Here is a 16087-nt window from a genome sequence, read left to right on the forward strand (position 1 = left end):
GTTTGTTTGCTATAGTGAGCGATATCGAGCATTTGTGAGCTTAAACGAAAGTGTGAGAGGGTAAGAACGTGGAAACCAAAGATCTGATTGTGATAGGCGGAGGCATCAACGGTGCCGGTATCGCGGCAGATGCCGCCGGGCGTGGTTTATCCGTACTGATGCTGGAAGCGCGCGATCTCGCCTGCGCCACCTCCAGCGCCAGTTCCAAACTGATCCACGGCGGGCTACGCTACCTCGAACACTACGAGTTCCGCCTGGTCAGCGAAGCGCTGGCCGAACGCGAAGTGCTGTTAAAAATGGCCCCGCATATCGCCTTCCCGATGCGCTTTCGTCTCCCGCATCGCCCGCATCTGCGTCCGGCATGGATGATCCGCATCGGCTTGTTTATGTACGATCATCTGGGCAAACGCACCAGTCTGCCGGGATCCACCGGCTTGCGTTTTGGCGCAGAATCGGTACTTAAGCCGGAAATTGTGCGCGGTTTCGAATATTCCGACTGCTGGGTCGACGATGCCCGCATGGTGCTGGCCAACGCGCAGATGGTCGTCCGCAAAGGCGGCGAGGTGCGGACCCGCACTCGCGCCATCTCGGCAAAACGGGAGAACGGCCTGTGGGTGGTGGAAGCGGAAGATATCGATAGCGGCGAGAAGTTTACCTGGAAGGCGCGCGGTCTGGTCAATGCCACCGGTCCATGGGTCAAACAGTTCTTCGACGAAGGGATGCATCTCCGCTCGCCTTACGGTATCCGCCTGATCAAGGGCAGCCACATCGTGGTGCCGCGGGTGCATACCCAGAAGCAGGCCTACATTCTGCAAAACGAAGATAAACGTATTGTGTTTGTTATCCCGTGGATGGATGAGTTCTCCATCATCGGCACGACGGACGTCGAGTATAAGGGCGATCCGAAAGCGGTGGCCATTGATGATAAAGAGATTAATTACCTGCTGAACGTCTATAACGCGCACTTTAAAAAGACCCTCAGCCGGGACGATATCGTCTGGACCTACTCCGGCGTCCGTCCGCTGTGCGATGACGAGTCGGATTCACCGCAGGCGATCACCCGCGACTACACGCTGGATATTCACGATGAGAACGGCCAGGCGCCGCTTCTCTCCGTCTTCGGCGGGAAGCTGACCACCTATCGCAAACTGGCCGAGCATGCGCTGGAAAAACTGACCCCCTATTACAAAGGGATCGGCCCGGCATGGACCAAAACCGCGGTGCTCCCCGGCGGCGATATCGGCGGCGACCGCGACGACTACGCGGCAAAACTGCGCCGTCGCTTCCCGTTCATCAGTGAATCACTGGCCCGCCATTATGCCCGCACCTACGGGAGCAACAGCGAGTGGATCCTCAAGGAAGCCAGCGCCCTGAGCGATCTGGGGGAAGATTTCGGCCATGAGTTTTATGAAGCCGAGCTGAAGTATCTGGTTGAGCATGAATGGGTGCGCAGCCTGGATGACGCCATCTGGCGTCGAACCAAACAGGGCATGTGGCTGAATGGCGAGCAGCAGGCGCGCATCAGCGAATGGCTGGCGCAGCATGCGGGAAAGTCTGAGCTGTCGTTAGCGTCTTAACGCGCCCGGTTGCGCGGCCCTGCGCAAACGCCTGAGGCCGGATCCAACCGCAATAATGAAACAACGGGGCCAAATGGCCCCGTTGTGTTGCCTTGACTGGCTTACAGCCTTACCGGGTCGATATGCCAGATATATTTCGCGTACTCCTGGATCGTCCGGTCGGAAGAGAAGTAGCCCATATTGGCAATATTCAGCATCGCCTTGTAGGCCCACTCTTCCGGATGTTGATACAGCTCGTCGACGCGATCCTGGCAGTCCACATAGCTACGATAGTCCGCCAGCACCTGGTAGTGGTCGCCAAAGTTAATCAGCGAATCCAGCAGGTCGCGGTAGCGCCCCGGTTCCGCCGGACTGAAAACGCCGGTACCGATCTGCGTCAGCGCCTGGTGAAGCTCTTCATCCTGCTCGTAATATTCGCGAGGTTTATAGCCGCTGCGACGCAGCTCCTCCACCTCTTCCGCGGTGTTGCCGAAGATAAAGATATTCTCTTCGCCCACGTGCTCCTGCATCTCCACGTTCGCCCCGTCGAGGGTGCCGATCGTCAGCGCGCCGTTAAGGGCAAACTTCATATTACTGGTGCCGGAGGCTTCCGTGCCTGCGAGCGAGATCTGTTCCGACAGGTCTGCCGCCGGAATGATCAGCTGCGCCAGGCTGACGCTGTAATTGGGGATAAAAACGACCTTCAGCTTGTCGCCAATCTGCGGATCGTTATTGATCACCGCCGCCACATCGTTGATCAGGTGAATAATATGCTTGGCCATGTAGTAGGCTGAAGCCGCCTTACCGGCGAAAATGTTCACCCGCGGCACCCACTCCGCCTGCGGATCGGCTTTGATCCGGTTATAGCGGGTAATGACGTGCAGCACATTCATCAGCTGGCGTTTGTACTCGTGAATGCGTTTGATCTGCACATCAAACAGCGCCTTCGGATTCACCACCACATTAAGCTGCTGCGCAATATAGCTGGCCAGCCGCTGTTTGTTTTCCAGTTTAGCCTGACGCACTGCCTGATTGACCGTCGGATAGTCGATATGCTGCTTCAGCTCGTCAAGCTGGCTCAGATCGGTCCGCCAGGTGCGGCCGATATGCTCATCCAGCACTTTCGACAGCGGCGGGTTGGCCAGCGCCAGCCAGCGGCGCGGCGTGACGCCGTTGGTCACGTTGATAAAGCGCATCGGGAAAATTTTGGCGAATTCGGCAAACAGCGACTCCACCATCAATCGGGAATGTAGCTCCGACACCCCATTGACCTTGTGGCTGACCACCACCGCCAGCCAGGCCATCCGCACGCGACGGCCATTTGACTCGTCGATAATCGAGGTCCGGCTGAGCAGCGCGGTATCGTTGGGATACTGCTCCTGCAGGGTCTTGAGGAAGTAGTCGTTAATCTCAAAGATAATCTGCAGATGGCGCGGGAGAATTTTGCCCAGCATATCCACCGGCCAGGTCTCGAGCGCTTCGCTCATCAAGGTATGGTTGGTATAGGAGAAGACCTGACAGGTCACCTCGAACGCCTCGTCCCAGCTGAATTTATGCTCGTCGATAAGCAGGCGCATCAGCTCCGGTATCGACAGCACCGGGTGGGTGTCATTCAGGTGGATGGCTATCTTGTCCGCCAGGTTGTCATAGGTCTTATGCAACAGATAGTGGCGGTTCAGAATATCCTGCACCGTGGCCGAGACGAGGAAATACTCCTGGCGCAGGCGCAGCTCGCGGCCGGAGTAGGTCGAGTCGTCCGGATAGAGGACGCGGGAGACGTTTTCGGAGTGGTTCTTATCCTCTACCGCGGCGAAGTAGTCGCCCTGGTTAAACTTACCGAGGTTAATTTCGCTACTGGCCTGCGCGCTCCACAGACGCAGCGTGTTGGTGGCGTCGGTGTCAAAGCCGGGGATAATCTGATCGTAGGCTTCGGCAATGATCTCTTCCGTCTCTATCCAGCGGGTTTTCTTCCCCTCCTGCTGAATGCGGCCGCCGAAGCGCACTTTATAGCGGGTGTTGTGGCGCTCAAACTCCCACGGGTTACCGTACTCCAGCCAGTAGTCAGGGGACTCTTTTTGCCGGCCATCGACGATATTCTGTTTAAACATCCCGTAGTCGTAGCGGATCCCGTAGCCACGTCCCGGCAGACCCAGCGCCGCCAGGGAGTCAAGGAAGCAGGCCGCCAGGCGGCCCAGACCGCCGTTGCCAAGTCCGGGGTCGTTCTCTTCATCGATCAGCTCTTCGAGATCGAGCCCCATCTCCGCCAGCGCGCTGCTCACATCGTCATAGATGCCGAGCGACAACAGGGCATTCGAGAGGGTACGGCCGATCAGGAACTCCATCGACAGATAGTATACCTGGCGCACTTCCTGCGAGAGCTGCGCGCGGTTGGAGCGCAGCCAGCGCTCCACCATGCGATCGCGAACGGCAAACAGCGTGGCGTTAAGCCATTCATGCTTGTTGGCGATGGCCGGATCTTTACCGATGATAAACATCAGCTTATAGGCAATAGAATGTTTTAACGCCTCAACGCTCAGCGTCGGTGATGCATAGCTAAAGGGTACATTCATAACAATGACTCCAGTGATTACATCAAGCGTTGATAAAGTTCGCGATAGGAGTTCGCGGCAACCTGCCAGCTAAAATCCATATTCATCGCCTGACGCTGCACATAGCGCCAGAGCGATGGGCGCGACCAGAGGACAAAGGCGCGACGTATAGCGCGCAGCAATGACAGCGCATTGCTGTCCTCAAAGACAAAACCTGTCGCCAGACCATCGGCAAGGTTCTCCAGCGAACTGTCAGAGACCGTGTCCGCCAGCCCGCCGGTGCGGCGCACCAGCGGCAGCGTACCGTACTTCAGACCGTACAGCTGGGTCAGACCGCAGGGTTCAAAGCGGCTCGGGACCAGAATGACGTCGGCGCCCCCCATAATGCGGTGGGAGAAGGCCTCATGATAGCCAATCTGCACCCCCACCTTGCCCGGGTGCTCGGCAGCGGCGGCGAGGAACCCTTCCTGCAGCACCGGATCGCCGGCGCCCAGCAGCGCCAGCTGGCCGCCCTGCTCAAGCAGGCCCGGCAGCGCTTCGAGCACCAGATCCAGCCCTTTTTGGCTGGTGAGACGGCTGACGACGGCAAACAGCGGCGCTTTATCATCGACCTTCAGGCCCATGGCGATCTGCAGCTGACGCTTGTTCTCCGCCTTCTCCTCCAGCGTGTCGCGATCGTAGCGCATCGGCAGCAGGAGGTCGTTTTGCGGGCTCCAGATACCGTCGTCAACGCCGTTGAGAATTCCCGACAGCCGCCCTTCATGATGGCGCTGACGCAGCAACCCCTCCATGCCGTAGGCGTACTGCGGCTCGGTGATCTCGCGCGCGTAGGTCGGGCTCACCGCCGTAATATGGTCGGCGTAGTAAAGGCCGGCCTTCAGAAACGAGATCTGGCCGTTAAACTCGAGGCCATGCATGTTGTAAAACGACCACGGCAGCTCGATATCATTCATATGCCAGGAGTAAAACATCCCCTGGTACGCCAGGTTGTGCACGGTAAAGACCGATTTAGCCGGACGCCCGCGCGCCGCCAGGTAGGCCGGCGTCAGGCCGGCGTGCCAGTCGTGGGCATGGACCACATCCGGGCGCCAGAACGGATCCAGTCCGCTGGCCATTTCGCTTCCCACCCAGCCCAGCAGCGCAAAGCGCAGAACGTTGTCGGTATAAGCGTGCTGGTTGGTATCGTGGTAAGGGCTCCCCGGCCGGTCATAGAGATGCGGGGCGTCTATCAGATAGATCCCCACGCCGTTAAAGTGGCCGTACAGCAGCGTGATCCGCCCGGCGAACGTATCCCGGCGGGTCACCACCTGGGCATCCACCACGCCGCGGCGGATATCGGGAAACGCCGGCAACAGCACGCGCGTATCGATACCCTCCGCGATTTGCGCCGCCGGCAGCGCGCCGATGACGTCCGCCAGACCGCCCGTCTTTAACATCGGGAACATCTCAGAACATACATGTAAGACCTGCATTAGCGCTCCTGTTTGTGCCCCAATTTCCGCAGCATGTCGCGGGTCACCAGCACGATACCTTCCTCTGAGCGATAGAAGCGGCGTGCATCCTCTTCCGCGTTCTCACCAATCACCATACCTTCCGGGATGACGCAGGCGCGGTCAATCACGCAGCGACGCAGGCGGCATGAGCGCCCCACCCAGACATCTGGCAACAAGACTGCCGAATCAATGTTACAGAATGAGTTCACCCGCACGCGCGGGAACAGCACCGACTGCACCACCACCGACCCGGAGATAATGCAGCCCCCGGAGACCAGCGAGTTCAGGGTCATGCCGTGGCTTCCGGAACGGTCCTGCACGAACTTCGCCGGCGGCAGCGATTCCATATGGGTACGGATCGGCCAGTTCTGGTCGTACATATCCAGCTCCGGCGTGACTGACGCCAGATCGAGGTTGGCCTTCCAGTAGGCCTCCAGCGTCCCCACGTCGCGCCAGTACGGCTCGGCGTTCGGGTCGGACTGCACGCAGGAGAGCGGGAAAGGATGTGCATAAGCCATGCCAGCTTCGGTGATCTTCGGAATGATGTCTTTGCCGAAATCATGGCTGGAGTTCTCGTTGCGATCGTCTTCCTCCAGCAGCTCATAAAGATAGGCGGCGTCGAAGACATAAATGCCCATGCTGGCCAGCGATTTGGTCGGGTCGGTCGGCATCGCCGGCGGGTTGGCGGGTTTCTCGACAAACTCAATGATTTTTTCGTTTTCGTCGACCGCCATGACGCCGAAGGCGGATGCCTCTTCAATGGGCACCGGCATGCAGGCCACGGTGCAACGCGCCCCTTTTTCGACATGGTCGATCAGCATGCGCGAGTAGTCCTGCTTATAAATATGGTCGCCCGCGAGGATCACCACGTACTCGGCCTTGTAGCGGCTGATGATGTCCAGGTTCTGCGTCACCGCGTCCGCCGTGCCGCGATACCAGTTTTCGCCGTGTACGCGCTGTTGGGCCGGCAGCAGATCGACAAACTCGTTCATCTCTTCGCTGAAGAACGACCAGCCGCGCTGGATGTGCTGCACCAGCGTATGCGACTGATACTGGGTAATAACGCCGATGCGGCGGATCCCTGAGTTAATGCAGTTAGATAATGCGAAATCGATAATACGGAACTTGCCGCCGAAGTGAACGGCAGGTTTCGCACGCTTAATGGTGAGATCCTTAAGCCGGGTGCCACGGCCGCCCGCGAGGATCAACGCCACGGATTTGATAGGTAATTGACGCGCCAGCATCAGCGGATCGTTTTTTTCAAGCCTAACCATGATTAACTCCTTTTTACACCCCCGCTTTCCTGCTCATCCCGCCGCGCCGCCGCCACGGGTTCAACCGGAAGCTTCAGGGCTTACGACCTTTGAAATACGCACACTCCGTGCGCGGGCCCATGCCAGACAGCCATGATGACCGGATTATCCTCTCCGGCGAATGGAGGAACGGCGCGCCATTCCCCCTCGGGTAAAACCATATCGACCACCTCTGCGGTGGCGTTCAGCGTGAGCAGCCAGCGATCCGACAACTGGATCTGCATACACGCTGCCCCCTGCTGCCACTCCCCGGCAGTCAGCGGCTGGGCATGGCGATTAAGCCAGCGGACGCTGCCATCCCCCTCCTGCCACCAGCGGTTGCGGGTGAGCGCCGGAATGCGCCGGCGCAGGTGGATCAGCGCCGCGGTAAAGGCGGTTAATCCCGGGTTCGCCTGGCGCCAGTCGAGCCAGGTCAGGGCGTTGTCCTGACAGTAGGCATTATTGTTGCCGTGCTGGCTGTGACCCTGCTCATCGCCCGCCAACAGCATCGGCGTCCCCTGAGCCAGCAGCAGCGTCGTCAGCAGCGCATGCACGCTGGCGCGTCGCCGTTCAATCACCGCAAAATTAGCTTCTAATCCTTCTATACCATGATTGTTGCTGTAGTTATTGTTAGTCCCATCGCGATTCTCCTCCCCGTTCGCCTCATTGTGTTTCTGATTGAAACAAACGCAGTCGCGCAGCGTGAAGCCATCGTGGGCCGTCACCAGATTGACCGTCGCCGATGGCGGCTTGCCATCACGGGCAAAGAGATCGCTGGAGGCCGCGAAGCGTTGCGCGAAATCCCCCAGGGAGACGTTTTGCTGCAGCCAGAAGCGGCGGGCGCTATCGCGAAAATGGTCGTTCCACTCGGCGAACAGCGGGGGAAAATTGCCCACCTGGTAGCCCCCCGGGCCGATATCCCAGGGTTCGGCGATCAGTTTCACCTGCGACAGCACGCTGTCGTGGCGGATAGCCTCGAACAGCGGCGCATCCTGGCGGAATTCCGGCGTCCGTCCCATCACTGAGGCGAGATCGAAGCGAAAACCGTCGACATGGCACTCATCCACCCAGAAGCGCAAACACTGGCGCGCCAGTTCCACTACCCCCGGGTGGCTGAGATTGAGCGTATTCCCGCACCCGGTCCAGTTGTGATAATCGCCATCTTCCCTTACCCAATAATAGCTACGGTTGTCGATTCCGCGCAGGGAGACGGTGGGACCTTCAAGATCGATTTCCGCGCTATGGTTGAGCACGATATCCAGAATCACCTCGATACCGGCGGCGTGCAGCGCCTTAACCGCATCGCGAAACTCATCCAGGGCGCGCGTCGGGTCGCTGGCATAGCGCGGATCCAGCGCGAACCAGGCCAGCGGGTTGTAGCCCCAGTAGTTGCTCAACCCCATCCGCTGCAGTCGCGGCTCGCTGGCGAACTGCGCCACCGGCAACAGTTCAAGGACGCTGATGCCCAGCGATTTGAAGTAAGCGATCATCACCGGGTGGCCCAGCGCCTTATACGTTCCGCGAATGGCTTCCGGCAGCTGCGGATTAAGCAGGGTGAGCCCTTTCACGTGCGCTTCATAAATCACCGTTTCCCCCCATGGGGTACGCGGCGGTTTATCGCCCAGCCAGTCGTAACGCAGATCCACTACCTGCGATTTTGGCGCTATCGCGGCGCTATCGCGATGATCCGGCTGCCACATTCCGCCGTGCAGGCGCTCGTCGTCCGGCAGATCGCCCTCAACCCGGTGAGCGCAGGGATCGAGCAGCAGCTTGGCCGGGTTAAAGCGGTGTCCCTGCGCCGGATCCCAGGGGCCATGAACCCGGTAGCCGTAGCGCAGGCCCGGCCCGACGGCAGCCAGCCAGCCGTGCCAGATGTCGCCACTGCGCGCCGGGAGATCGAAGCGTTGCTCGTTGCCCTGCTCGTCGAACACGCACAGCTCCACCCGTTCCGCGTGGGCGGAGAAGAGGGCGAAGTTCACCCCCTTGCCGTCATAGCTGGCGCCCAACGGCGCAGGCTTGCCTGCCGCGAGGTTGGTCATTGCGCCTCCCGGACCAGCCAGATCGTCGCCAGCGGCGGCAGGGTCAGGGACAGCGAATGTTCGCGACCGTGGCTGGGGAGGGCATCACTTTCCACCACCCCGCCGTTGCCCTGGTTGCTGCCGTGATAGTGCATTGAGTCGGTATTCAACGCCTCGCGCCAGCGGCCCGGCTGGTTGATGCCGAAGCGGTAGTCGTGGCGCGGCACCGGCGTGAAGTTGCTGGCGACGATAATCTCGTTCCCCGCCCGGTCGCGGCGCACAAAGACAAACACTGAGCGCTCGTGGTCATCCACCACCAGCCATTCGAAGCCGTACGGGTCAAAGTCCAGCTCGTGCAGCGCCTTATGGTGGCGATAGGTATGGTTCAGGTCGCGCACCAGCCGCTGGACGCCGTGGTGCCAGTTGTCGCCGCCCTCCAGCAGATGCCAGTCGAGGCTGCCGTCGTGGTTCCACTCGCGGCCCTGGGCGAACTCATTGCCCATAAACAGCAGCTTTTTCCCCGGGAAGGCGAACAGCCAGCCGTAGTAGGCGCGCAGGTTGGCGAACTTCTGCCAGGCGTCCCCCGGCATGCGGTCGAGAATCGATTTTTTGCCGTGCACCACTTCATCGTGGGAGAGCGGCAGCACAAAGTTCTCGGTGTAGTTGTAGAGCATGCCGAAGGTCATTTTGTCGTGATGGTAGCGGCGGTGCACCGGATCGAGTTTCATGTAATCCAGGGTGTCGTGCATCCAGCCGAGGTTCCATTTGAACCAGAAACCGAGGCCGCCGCCGGCTGGCGGACGGGTTACCCCGGCGAAATCGGTGGACTCTTCCGCCATGGTGACCGCGCCCGGCGTCTGTTCGCCAAGGATGCGGTTGGTGTTGCGCAGAAATTCAATGGCTTCCAGATTTTCCCGGCCGCCGTATTCGTTGGGGATCCACTCCCCCGCCTTGCGGCTATAGTCGCGATAGATCATCGAGGCCACCGCGTCGACGCGCAGAGCATCGATGCCGAAGCGTTCGATCCAGTACAGCGCATTTCCCACCAGGAAGTTGCTGACTTCGCGGCGTCCGTAGTTGTAGATCAGGGTATTCCAGTCCTGGTGATACCCCTCGCGCGGATCGCTGTGCTCATACAGGGCTGTGCCATCGAAAGAGGCAAGGGCAAAATCATCCGCCGGGAAGTGGCCAGGCACCCAGTCCAGAATGACATTTAGCCCGGCGGCGTGCGCGGCGTTGATAAAGTAACGGAAATCATCGCGGGTGCCGAAACGGCGGGTCGGCGCATAGAGGCCGGTGGGTTGATAGCCCCAGCTGCCGTCGAACGGGTGCTCGTTAACCGGCAGCAGCTCGAGATGGGTGAAGCCCATCCATTTCGCGTAGGGCACCAGCTGGTCGGCCAGCTCGCGGTAGCTCAGCCAGAAATTATTGTCAGTATGACGACGCCATGAGCCAAGATGCACTTCATAGATAGAGACAGGGGCATCGAACTGGTTCGCCGCTTTGCGGTCCGCCGGCTGTTCGACTTTAGGCGGCAGGTCGCAGATAAGCGAGGCGCTTTCCGGACGCATTTGCGATTCAAAGGCGTAAGGGTCGGCTTTGACCCGCAGATGGCCGTGGGCGTCAATCAGCTCGAATTTATACAGTTGGCCATTGTGCGCGCCGGGGACGAACAGTTCCCAGATGCCGGACTCTTTGCGGAATCGCATCGGGTGGCGCCGGCCGTCCCAGTAGTTAAACTGCCCCACCACTGAGACGCGACGGGCGTTCGGCGCCCATACCGAGAAACGGGTGCCGGTGACGCCGTCCATGGTGGCGGCGTGCGCGCCCAGCGTTTCGTAAGGGCGCAGGTGGGTCCCTTCCGACAGCAGCCAGACGTCAAGATCCTGCAGCAGCGGACCAAAGCGATAAGGGTCATCAATCAGATTCTGCTGCCCGTGCCAGGTGACGGCCAGCTGATAGCGAAAGGCGTTTTTACGCCGCGGCAGAACGCCGCTGAAGAAACCACGCGAGTCGAGGCATTCGAGCTTGCCGACTTTGCGTCCGGTTTTCGGTTCAATAACCCACACATCGGTGGCATCGGGTAATAATGCGCGCACTTCCAGCCCGGCGTCGGTACGGTGCATGCCGAGCACGGAAAAAGGGTCCGCGAAATGACCGGCGATTAGCGCATTAATCACGTCTCTATCGATATGATTAGACATGCTTTCATCCTGTTGTAAGTGTCGCTCATTCCTGTAACTGGCGACTTTTTTTGACCTGAACGGCGCAGCGCTTTCTGCATCCTTCTGCTCCGTCCCACCTTCAGGTAAGGAATTCCTTACTTAAAGCATAGCCAAGGCTGAGTTACCTCCGTGGGGAAAAATCTAACATCCGCGTTTACTCCTTGTATTACGCAAAAAAAAAGGGGGCTCGAAGACCCCCTTTCTGTTTATCCTGCGCTTACGCCAGCTGGCGAAGCATCCGGCGCAGCGGCTCCGCGGCGCCCCACAGCAGCTGGTCGCCAACGGTAAAGGCCGACAGATACTCCGGCCCCATATTCAGTTTACGCAGGCGACCTACCGGGGTGGTCAGGGTGCCAGTCACCGCGGCTGGGGTCAGCTCGCGCATAGTAATGTCGCGATCGTTCGGTACCACTTTGGCCCACGGGTTGTGCGCGGCCAGCAGCTCCTCAACGGTCGGGATAGAGACATCTTTTTTCAGCTTGATGGTGAACGCCTGGCTGTGGCAGCGCAGCGCGCCAACGCGGACGCACAGGCCGTCTACCGGGATAACGGACGAGGTGGCGAGGATCTTGTTGGTCTCCGCCTGGCCTTTCCACTCTTCGCGGCTCTGGCCGTTATCCAGCTGTTTGTCGATCCACGGGATCAGGCTGCCCGCCAGCGGTACGCCGAAGTTATCCACCGGCAGCTCGCCGCTGCGGGTCAGCGACGTCACTTTGCGCTCGATATCCAGAATGGCGGAAGCCGGGTCCGCCAGCTCTGCCGCGACGTGGTTGTGCAGCTGGCCCATCTGGCTCAGCAGTTCGCGCATATGACGCGCGCCGCCGCCGGAAGCCGCCTGGTATGTCGCCACGCTGACCCACTCCACCAGATCCTGGGCAAACAGGCCGCCGAGGGACATCAGCATCAGGCTGACGGTACAGTTGCCGCCGACAAAGGTTTTTACGCCGTTGTTCAGGCCGGCGGTGATCACGTCCTGGTTAACCGGGTCGAGGATAATGATCGCATCGTCCTTCATGCGCAGCGAAGAGGCGGCGTCAATCCAGTAACCCTGCCAGCCGCTTTCGCGCAGCTTCGGGTAAATCTCGTTGGTGTAATCGCCGCCCTGGCACGTGACAATAATGTCCAGTGCCTTCAGCGCGTCCAGATCGAACGCATCCTGGAGCGTGCCACCGGTGCTACCGCCGAAAGACGGCGCTGGCTGTCCCAGCTGGGAGGTAGAGAAGAACACCGGGCGAATGGCGTCGAAATCGCGCTCTTCAACCATGCGTTGCATGAGAACAGAGCCGACCATTCCGCGCCAGCCGATAAAACCAACATTTTTCATAACGTATTCCTGCGAGGTGTGTGCTGTTTGTGCCTGACCAGTTTCCAACTGGATTATCCCTCACCTTACAAAATGCAGCTAAAGTCGCAAGTGAAATTAATCAATGATTGCTGAACAATCAGAAAAGCAACTTATCCTGCACATTGTCCACCGTCGCTGGTCGTCGTCAAAGCGCAATGATTATCGGGGAAATCACCCAGGGAATGGAACATTTTCCGTCGCGATTTTATTGATCCTGATTATGGATTAAGCGCGAAATCCGCTGATTTTCCCCTTGCCAAAAAGAGGCAACAAACCCAGGTGCAGCAAGGCTTGCCGAAGGATACGAGCATCGTCGTAGCGCTAATAAGGGCGAGGAGCGGGAAGAGAAAAGAGGGAAAAAGCGCGGCTTATCGCCGGGAAGCCAGGGTAAACGGCGTTACCCTGGCTTTTGGCCACCCGCGAGCGGGTGGCGAACAGACTTAGCTCAGCAGCTGGAAGGCAATCATGCCGACAATCGCCCCGGTGGTGCCGAGGATGGTTTCCATCATCGTCCAGGTTTTCAGCGTCTGGGCTTCGGTGGCGCCGGTAAATTTACCGAACAGCCAGAAGCCGGCGTCGTTCACATGGCTCACGACAATCGAGCCGCCGGCGATACAGATAGACAAGGCCGCCATCTGCGCGCCGCTGTAGTTCAGCTGCTCAATCACCGGCATCACCAGGCCGACCGCCGTCAGGCACGCCACGGTGGCGGAGCCCTGGATGATACGCACCGCCGCCGCCAGCACGAAGCAGGTAATGGCGATCGGCAGCCCCATGCCGGTCAGCGCTTCACCCAGCGCCGGGCCGACGCCGGAGTCAACCAGCACCTGCTTGAAGACGCCGCCTGCCCCGATCACCAGCAGGATAATGCCCGCCGGCTGCAGCGCATGACCGCAGATCTCCATCACCCGGTCTTTCGCCATCCCCTGACGTACCGCCAGGCCGTAGATTGCCACCAGGCAGGCTACCAGGATCGCGGTGAATGGGTGACCGATAAATTCAAACCATTCGTAAGCGGTCGACCCCACCGGCACAAAGCGCGCGGCGATGGTTTTCAGGCCTACCAGCACCAGCGGCAGCAGGATCAGCGACAGGCTGAAGCCGAAGGAGGGCATTTTGCCTTCGCCGAGATGCGGCTCCGTCACGTCGTCAGGAATATGCAGCTCAACGTAGCGGCTGATGAAGTTGCCCCACAGCGGCCCGGCGATAATCATTCCCGGAATGGCCGCGCACAGGCCAATCAGGATCATCCAGCCAAAGTCGGCGTGCATTTGCGACGCCAGCAGCATCGGCGCCGGTCCCGGCAGCAGGAACGCCGCGGCGGCGGCCACCCCGGCAAACAGCGGGATCACCAGCTTCACGAGGTTAGTGCCGGTATGGCGCGCCATCGAGAAGGCGACGCTGATCAGTAGCACGATCGCCACTTCAAAAAACAGCGGCAGCGCGCAGATGAGGCCGGCGAGACCAATCGCATAGTGCGCGCGATTGTGGCCGAAGGATTTGAGCATCTTGACGGCAATCTGATCGACCGCCCCCGTTTCATGCAGGATCTTCCCGAACATCGCGCCCAGCGCGACGACGATCGCCAGGAAGCCCAGCGTACCGCCCATCCCCTTCTCCATCGTCGCCGCGATTTTATCCAACGGCATGCCGGAGAAGAGACCTGCGCCAATAGAAACCACCATCAAAGCCACGAAGGCGTGCATCCGCGCCTTCATGACTAAAAACAGCAGCAGCAATACCGAGCCGACTGCTGTTAAAACAAGCGTTAAAGTACTCACTAGTGACTGCCTTTGTTGATCACCTCAATGGTGCTGGCCACCACGCCTTCCAGCGGCTGGTCGATATCGACGATAAGCACATCGCTCTCGTCGGCGCCTGGTTCCTGCAGCGTTTCAAACTGCGTCACCAACATTTGGGTTTTGAAGAAGTGCCCTTTACGCGCCTTCAGACGGTTTTCGATCACCTCGAAGCCGCCTTTCAGGTAGATGAAGGAGAGGTTCGGGTTGCCCTTGCGCAGAATGTCGCGATAGCTCTTCTTCAGCGCCGAACAGACGATCAGCGACACCTTATTGGTACGCTGCATGGCAAACGCGGCGTCATTTAGCGCCTGCAGCCACGGGGTACGGTCGTCATCGTTGAGCGGCTCACCGGAGGCCATCTTGGTGATATTGCTGCGCGGATGCAGAAAGTCGCCGTCGAGAAACGCGGCATGCAGCTGATGCGCCACTTCGCTGGCGACAGCGGATTTCCCGCTGCCGGAAACGCCCATCAGAACGTAGACGTGGTGATCATGATTAGTCGTGCTCAAAGCATCCTCCCACCGGACAGGTACGCCGCGCCGGGGCTGACTCATTGAGCGCGAAGGCGGCGTATCGGTTAATTGTTACGGGTAACTGTTATCGGTAACATTGTCATGCCGGACCTGTGGAGAAGCAATATCCATTCGTGCCAGATGTGAATATGTGTGATCTACTTCAAACTTGTCAGTTTAAATTGATCCGCCCGGTGACAATGTGAAACCTAAATCTAACATCTTAGGGGTAATCGCTTCGCCACGAATGCGCGCCAGCAGACGTTCGGCGCCAATGCGCCCCATCCGCTCGCGCGGGGTCAGGACGCTGGCCAGCCGCGGCTCCATCACCTGGCCGATATCGTGGCCGTGGAAACCGGCTATCGCCATGTCGTCCGGGATCTTCAGCCCCAGGCGCTGGCACTCAAAGGCCGCGCCGACCGCGAGGTCATCGTTGGTGCAAAAGATGCCGTCAAGCTGCGGGTATTCGCGGCGCGCCTGGCGCATCAGCTCAATCCCGGATGAATAGGACGAGGACTGCTCCACCATCACGCTGTAGGGCGTCATGCCCGCTTCGAGCATCGCCTGCTCGTACCCCTTCTGTTTGATGATAGTACGTTCATCAAGACGCGCGCCGAGATAAGCAACGTGGCGGTGGCCGCGGGCGATAATCGCCGCCGTCATCTGCCGCGCCGCTTCGAAGTTATCGAAACCGACCGCGATATCGAGGCACGGTGACTGGCTGTCCATTAGCTCCACCACCGGAATGCCGGCGACTTCAATCATCTTCAGGGTGCGGGGCGTATGGGTACGTTCGGTGAGGATCAGGCCGTCAATGTTCCAGGAGAGCATCGATTCGAGGCGTTTCTCTTCCATTTCCGGCTTGTAGCCGTAGTGCGCCAGCATGGTTTGATAGCCGAAGGCGTCAGTGACGCTTTCAATCCCGCGCAGCACTTCCGAGAACACCTGGTTGGTTAACGATGGCAGCAGCACGCCAATGGCGCGGCTGGTGGCGTTGGAGAGAATGTCAGGGGCGCGATTGGGAATATAACCCAGTTCATCGAGGGCAACGGCAATCTTGCCACGCAGCGCTTCGGAGACCTGCTCCGGGTTGCGTAAATAGCGACTGACCGTCATTTTGGTCACGCCGACAAGATCGGCTACATCCTGAAGTACGGGTCTTTTCTTTTTCATCGTCCTGACTGTGATCAACGGGGAACATTTTCTCAGTTTATCACGGACAAAGCGCAACCTTCCCTAACATGAGGGAAGGCTACGCAATTTATTTATACCCATCATACTTCGAGTTGCATGCG

The 16087-nt window shown here is 59.3% G+C and carries 10 protein-coding genes and 1 pseudogene; 2 read left to right on the plus strand and 9 right to left on the minus strand.

Going from position 1 to position 16087, the window contains the following annotated elements:
* Positions 1-68 precede the first annotated feature (68 nt).
* The gene (gene glpD, locus ABLV04_RS13325; RefSeq protein ID WP_049013519.1) at positions 69-1577 is read left to right on the plus strand and encodes a glycerol-3-phosphate dehydrogenase; all 1509 of its coding nucleotides are present in this window, start codon (positions 69-71) and stop codon (positions 1575-1577) included.
* Positions 1578-1678: 101 nt separating this feature from the next.
* Here the strand turns inward: glpD and glgP are convergent, their stop codons facing one another.
* From glgP to asd, 6 genes are all read right to left on the minus strand, one after another.
* Complete coding sequence (gene glgP / locus ABLV04_RS13330) at positions 1679-4126, minus strand: glycogen phosphorylase (protein WP_023291212.1); 2448 nt, start codon at positions 4124-4126, stop codon at positions 1679-1681.
* A gap of 17 nt (positions 4127-4143) precedes the next feature.
* Positions 4144-5577, minus strand: a complete 1434-nt coding sequence (gene glgA, locus ABLV04_RS13335) for a glycogen synthase GlgA (RefSeq protein WP_348815798.1) — start codon at positions 5575-5577, stop codon at positions 4144-4146.
* Positions 5577-6872, minus strand: a complete 1296-nt coding sequence (gene glgC / locus ABLV04_RS13340) for a glucose-1-phosphate adenylyltransferase (protein ID WP_002920566.1) — start codon at positions 6870-6872, stop codon at positions 5577-5579. The genes glgA and glgC overlap by 1 nt, the downstream gene beginning before the upstream one ends.
* An 80-nt stretch (positions 6873-6952) precedes the next feature.
* Entirely contained in the window at positions 6953-8929 is a 1977-nt protein-coding gene (gene glgX, locus ABLV04_RS13345) for a glycogen debranching protein GlgX (RefSeq protein WP_180266254.1), read from the minus strand.
* Positions 8926-11112 carry a 1,4-alpha-glucan branching enzyme gene (glgB, locus tag ABLV04_RS13350; protein WP_180266253.1) on the minus strand — a complete coding sequence of 729 codons (2187 nt, stop codon included), beginning with the start codon at positions 11110-11112 and terminating at the stop codon, positions 8926-8928. The genes glgX and glgB overlap by 4 nt, the downstream gene beginning before the upstream one ends.
* Positions 11113-11350: 238 nt before the next feature.
* On the minus strand, positions 11351-12457 hold the full coding sequence (asd, locus tag ABLV04_RS13355; protein ID WP_023291215.1) for an aspartate-semialdehyde dehydrogenase: 1107 nt from the start codon (positions 12455-12457) through the stop codon (positions 11351-11353).
* A 103-nt stretch (positions 12458-12560) separates the two neighbouring features.
* Here asd and ABLV04_RS13360 point away from each other — a divergent pair.
* A pseudogene (locus tag ABLV04_RS13360) lies at positions 12561-12922 on the plus strand (hypothetical protein).
* On the opposite strand, the gene gntU reads toward ABLV04_RS13360, so the two are convergent.
* The 3 genes from gntU to gntR form a co-directional block, all read right to left on the minus strand.
* Positions 12919-14259 carry a gluconate transporter gene (gene gntU, locus ABLV04_RS13365; protein ID WP_004202127.1) on the minus strand — a complete coding sequence of 447 codons (1341 nt, stop codon included), beginning with the start codon at positions 14257-14259 and terminating at the stop codon, positions 12919-12921. The pseudogene ABLV04_RS13360 and the gene gntU sit on opposite strands and share 4 nt — an antisense overlap.
* Complete coding sequence (gene gntK / locus ABLV04_RS13370; protein WP_065812634.1) at positions 14259-14789, minus strand: gluconokinase; 531 nt, start codon at positions 14787-14789, stop codon at positions 14259-14261. Before gntK ends, gntU begins: the two co-directional genes overlap by 1 nt.
* A gap of 180 nt (positions 14790-14969) precedes the next feature.
* Complete coding sequence (gntR, locus tag ABLV04_RS13375) at positions 14970-15965, minus strand: gluconate operon transcriptional repressor GntR (RefSeq protein WP_049013518.1); 996 nt, start codon at positions 15963-15965, stop codon at positions 14970-14972.
* Between the last annotated feature and the right edge of the window lie 122 nt (positions 15966-16087).

The organism is Klebsiella sp. JN_Kp127 (assembly GCF_040062505.1).
Taxonomy (GTDB): Bacteria; Pseudomonadota; Gammaproteobacteria; order Enterobacterales; family Enterobacteriaceae; genus Klebsiella; species Klebsiella quasipneumoniae.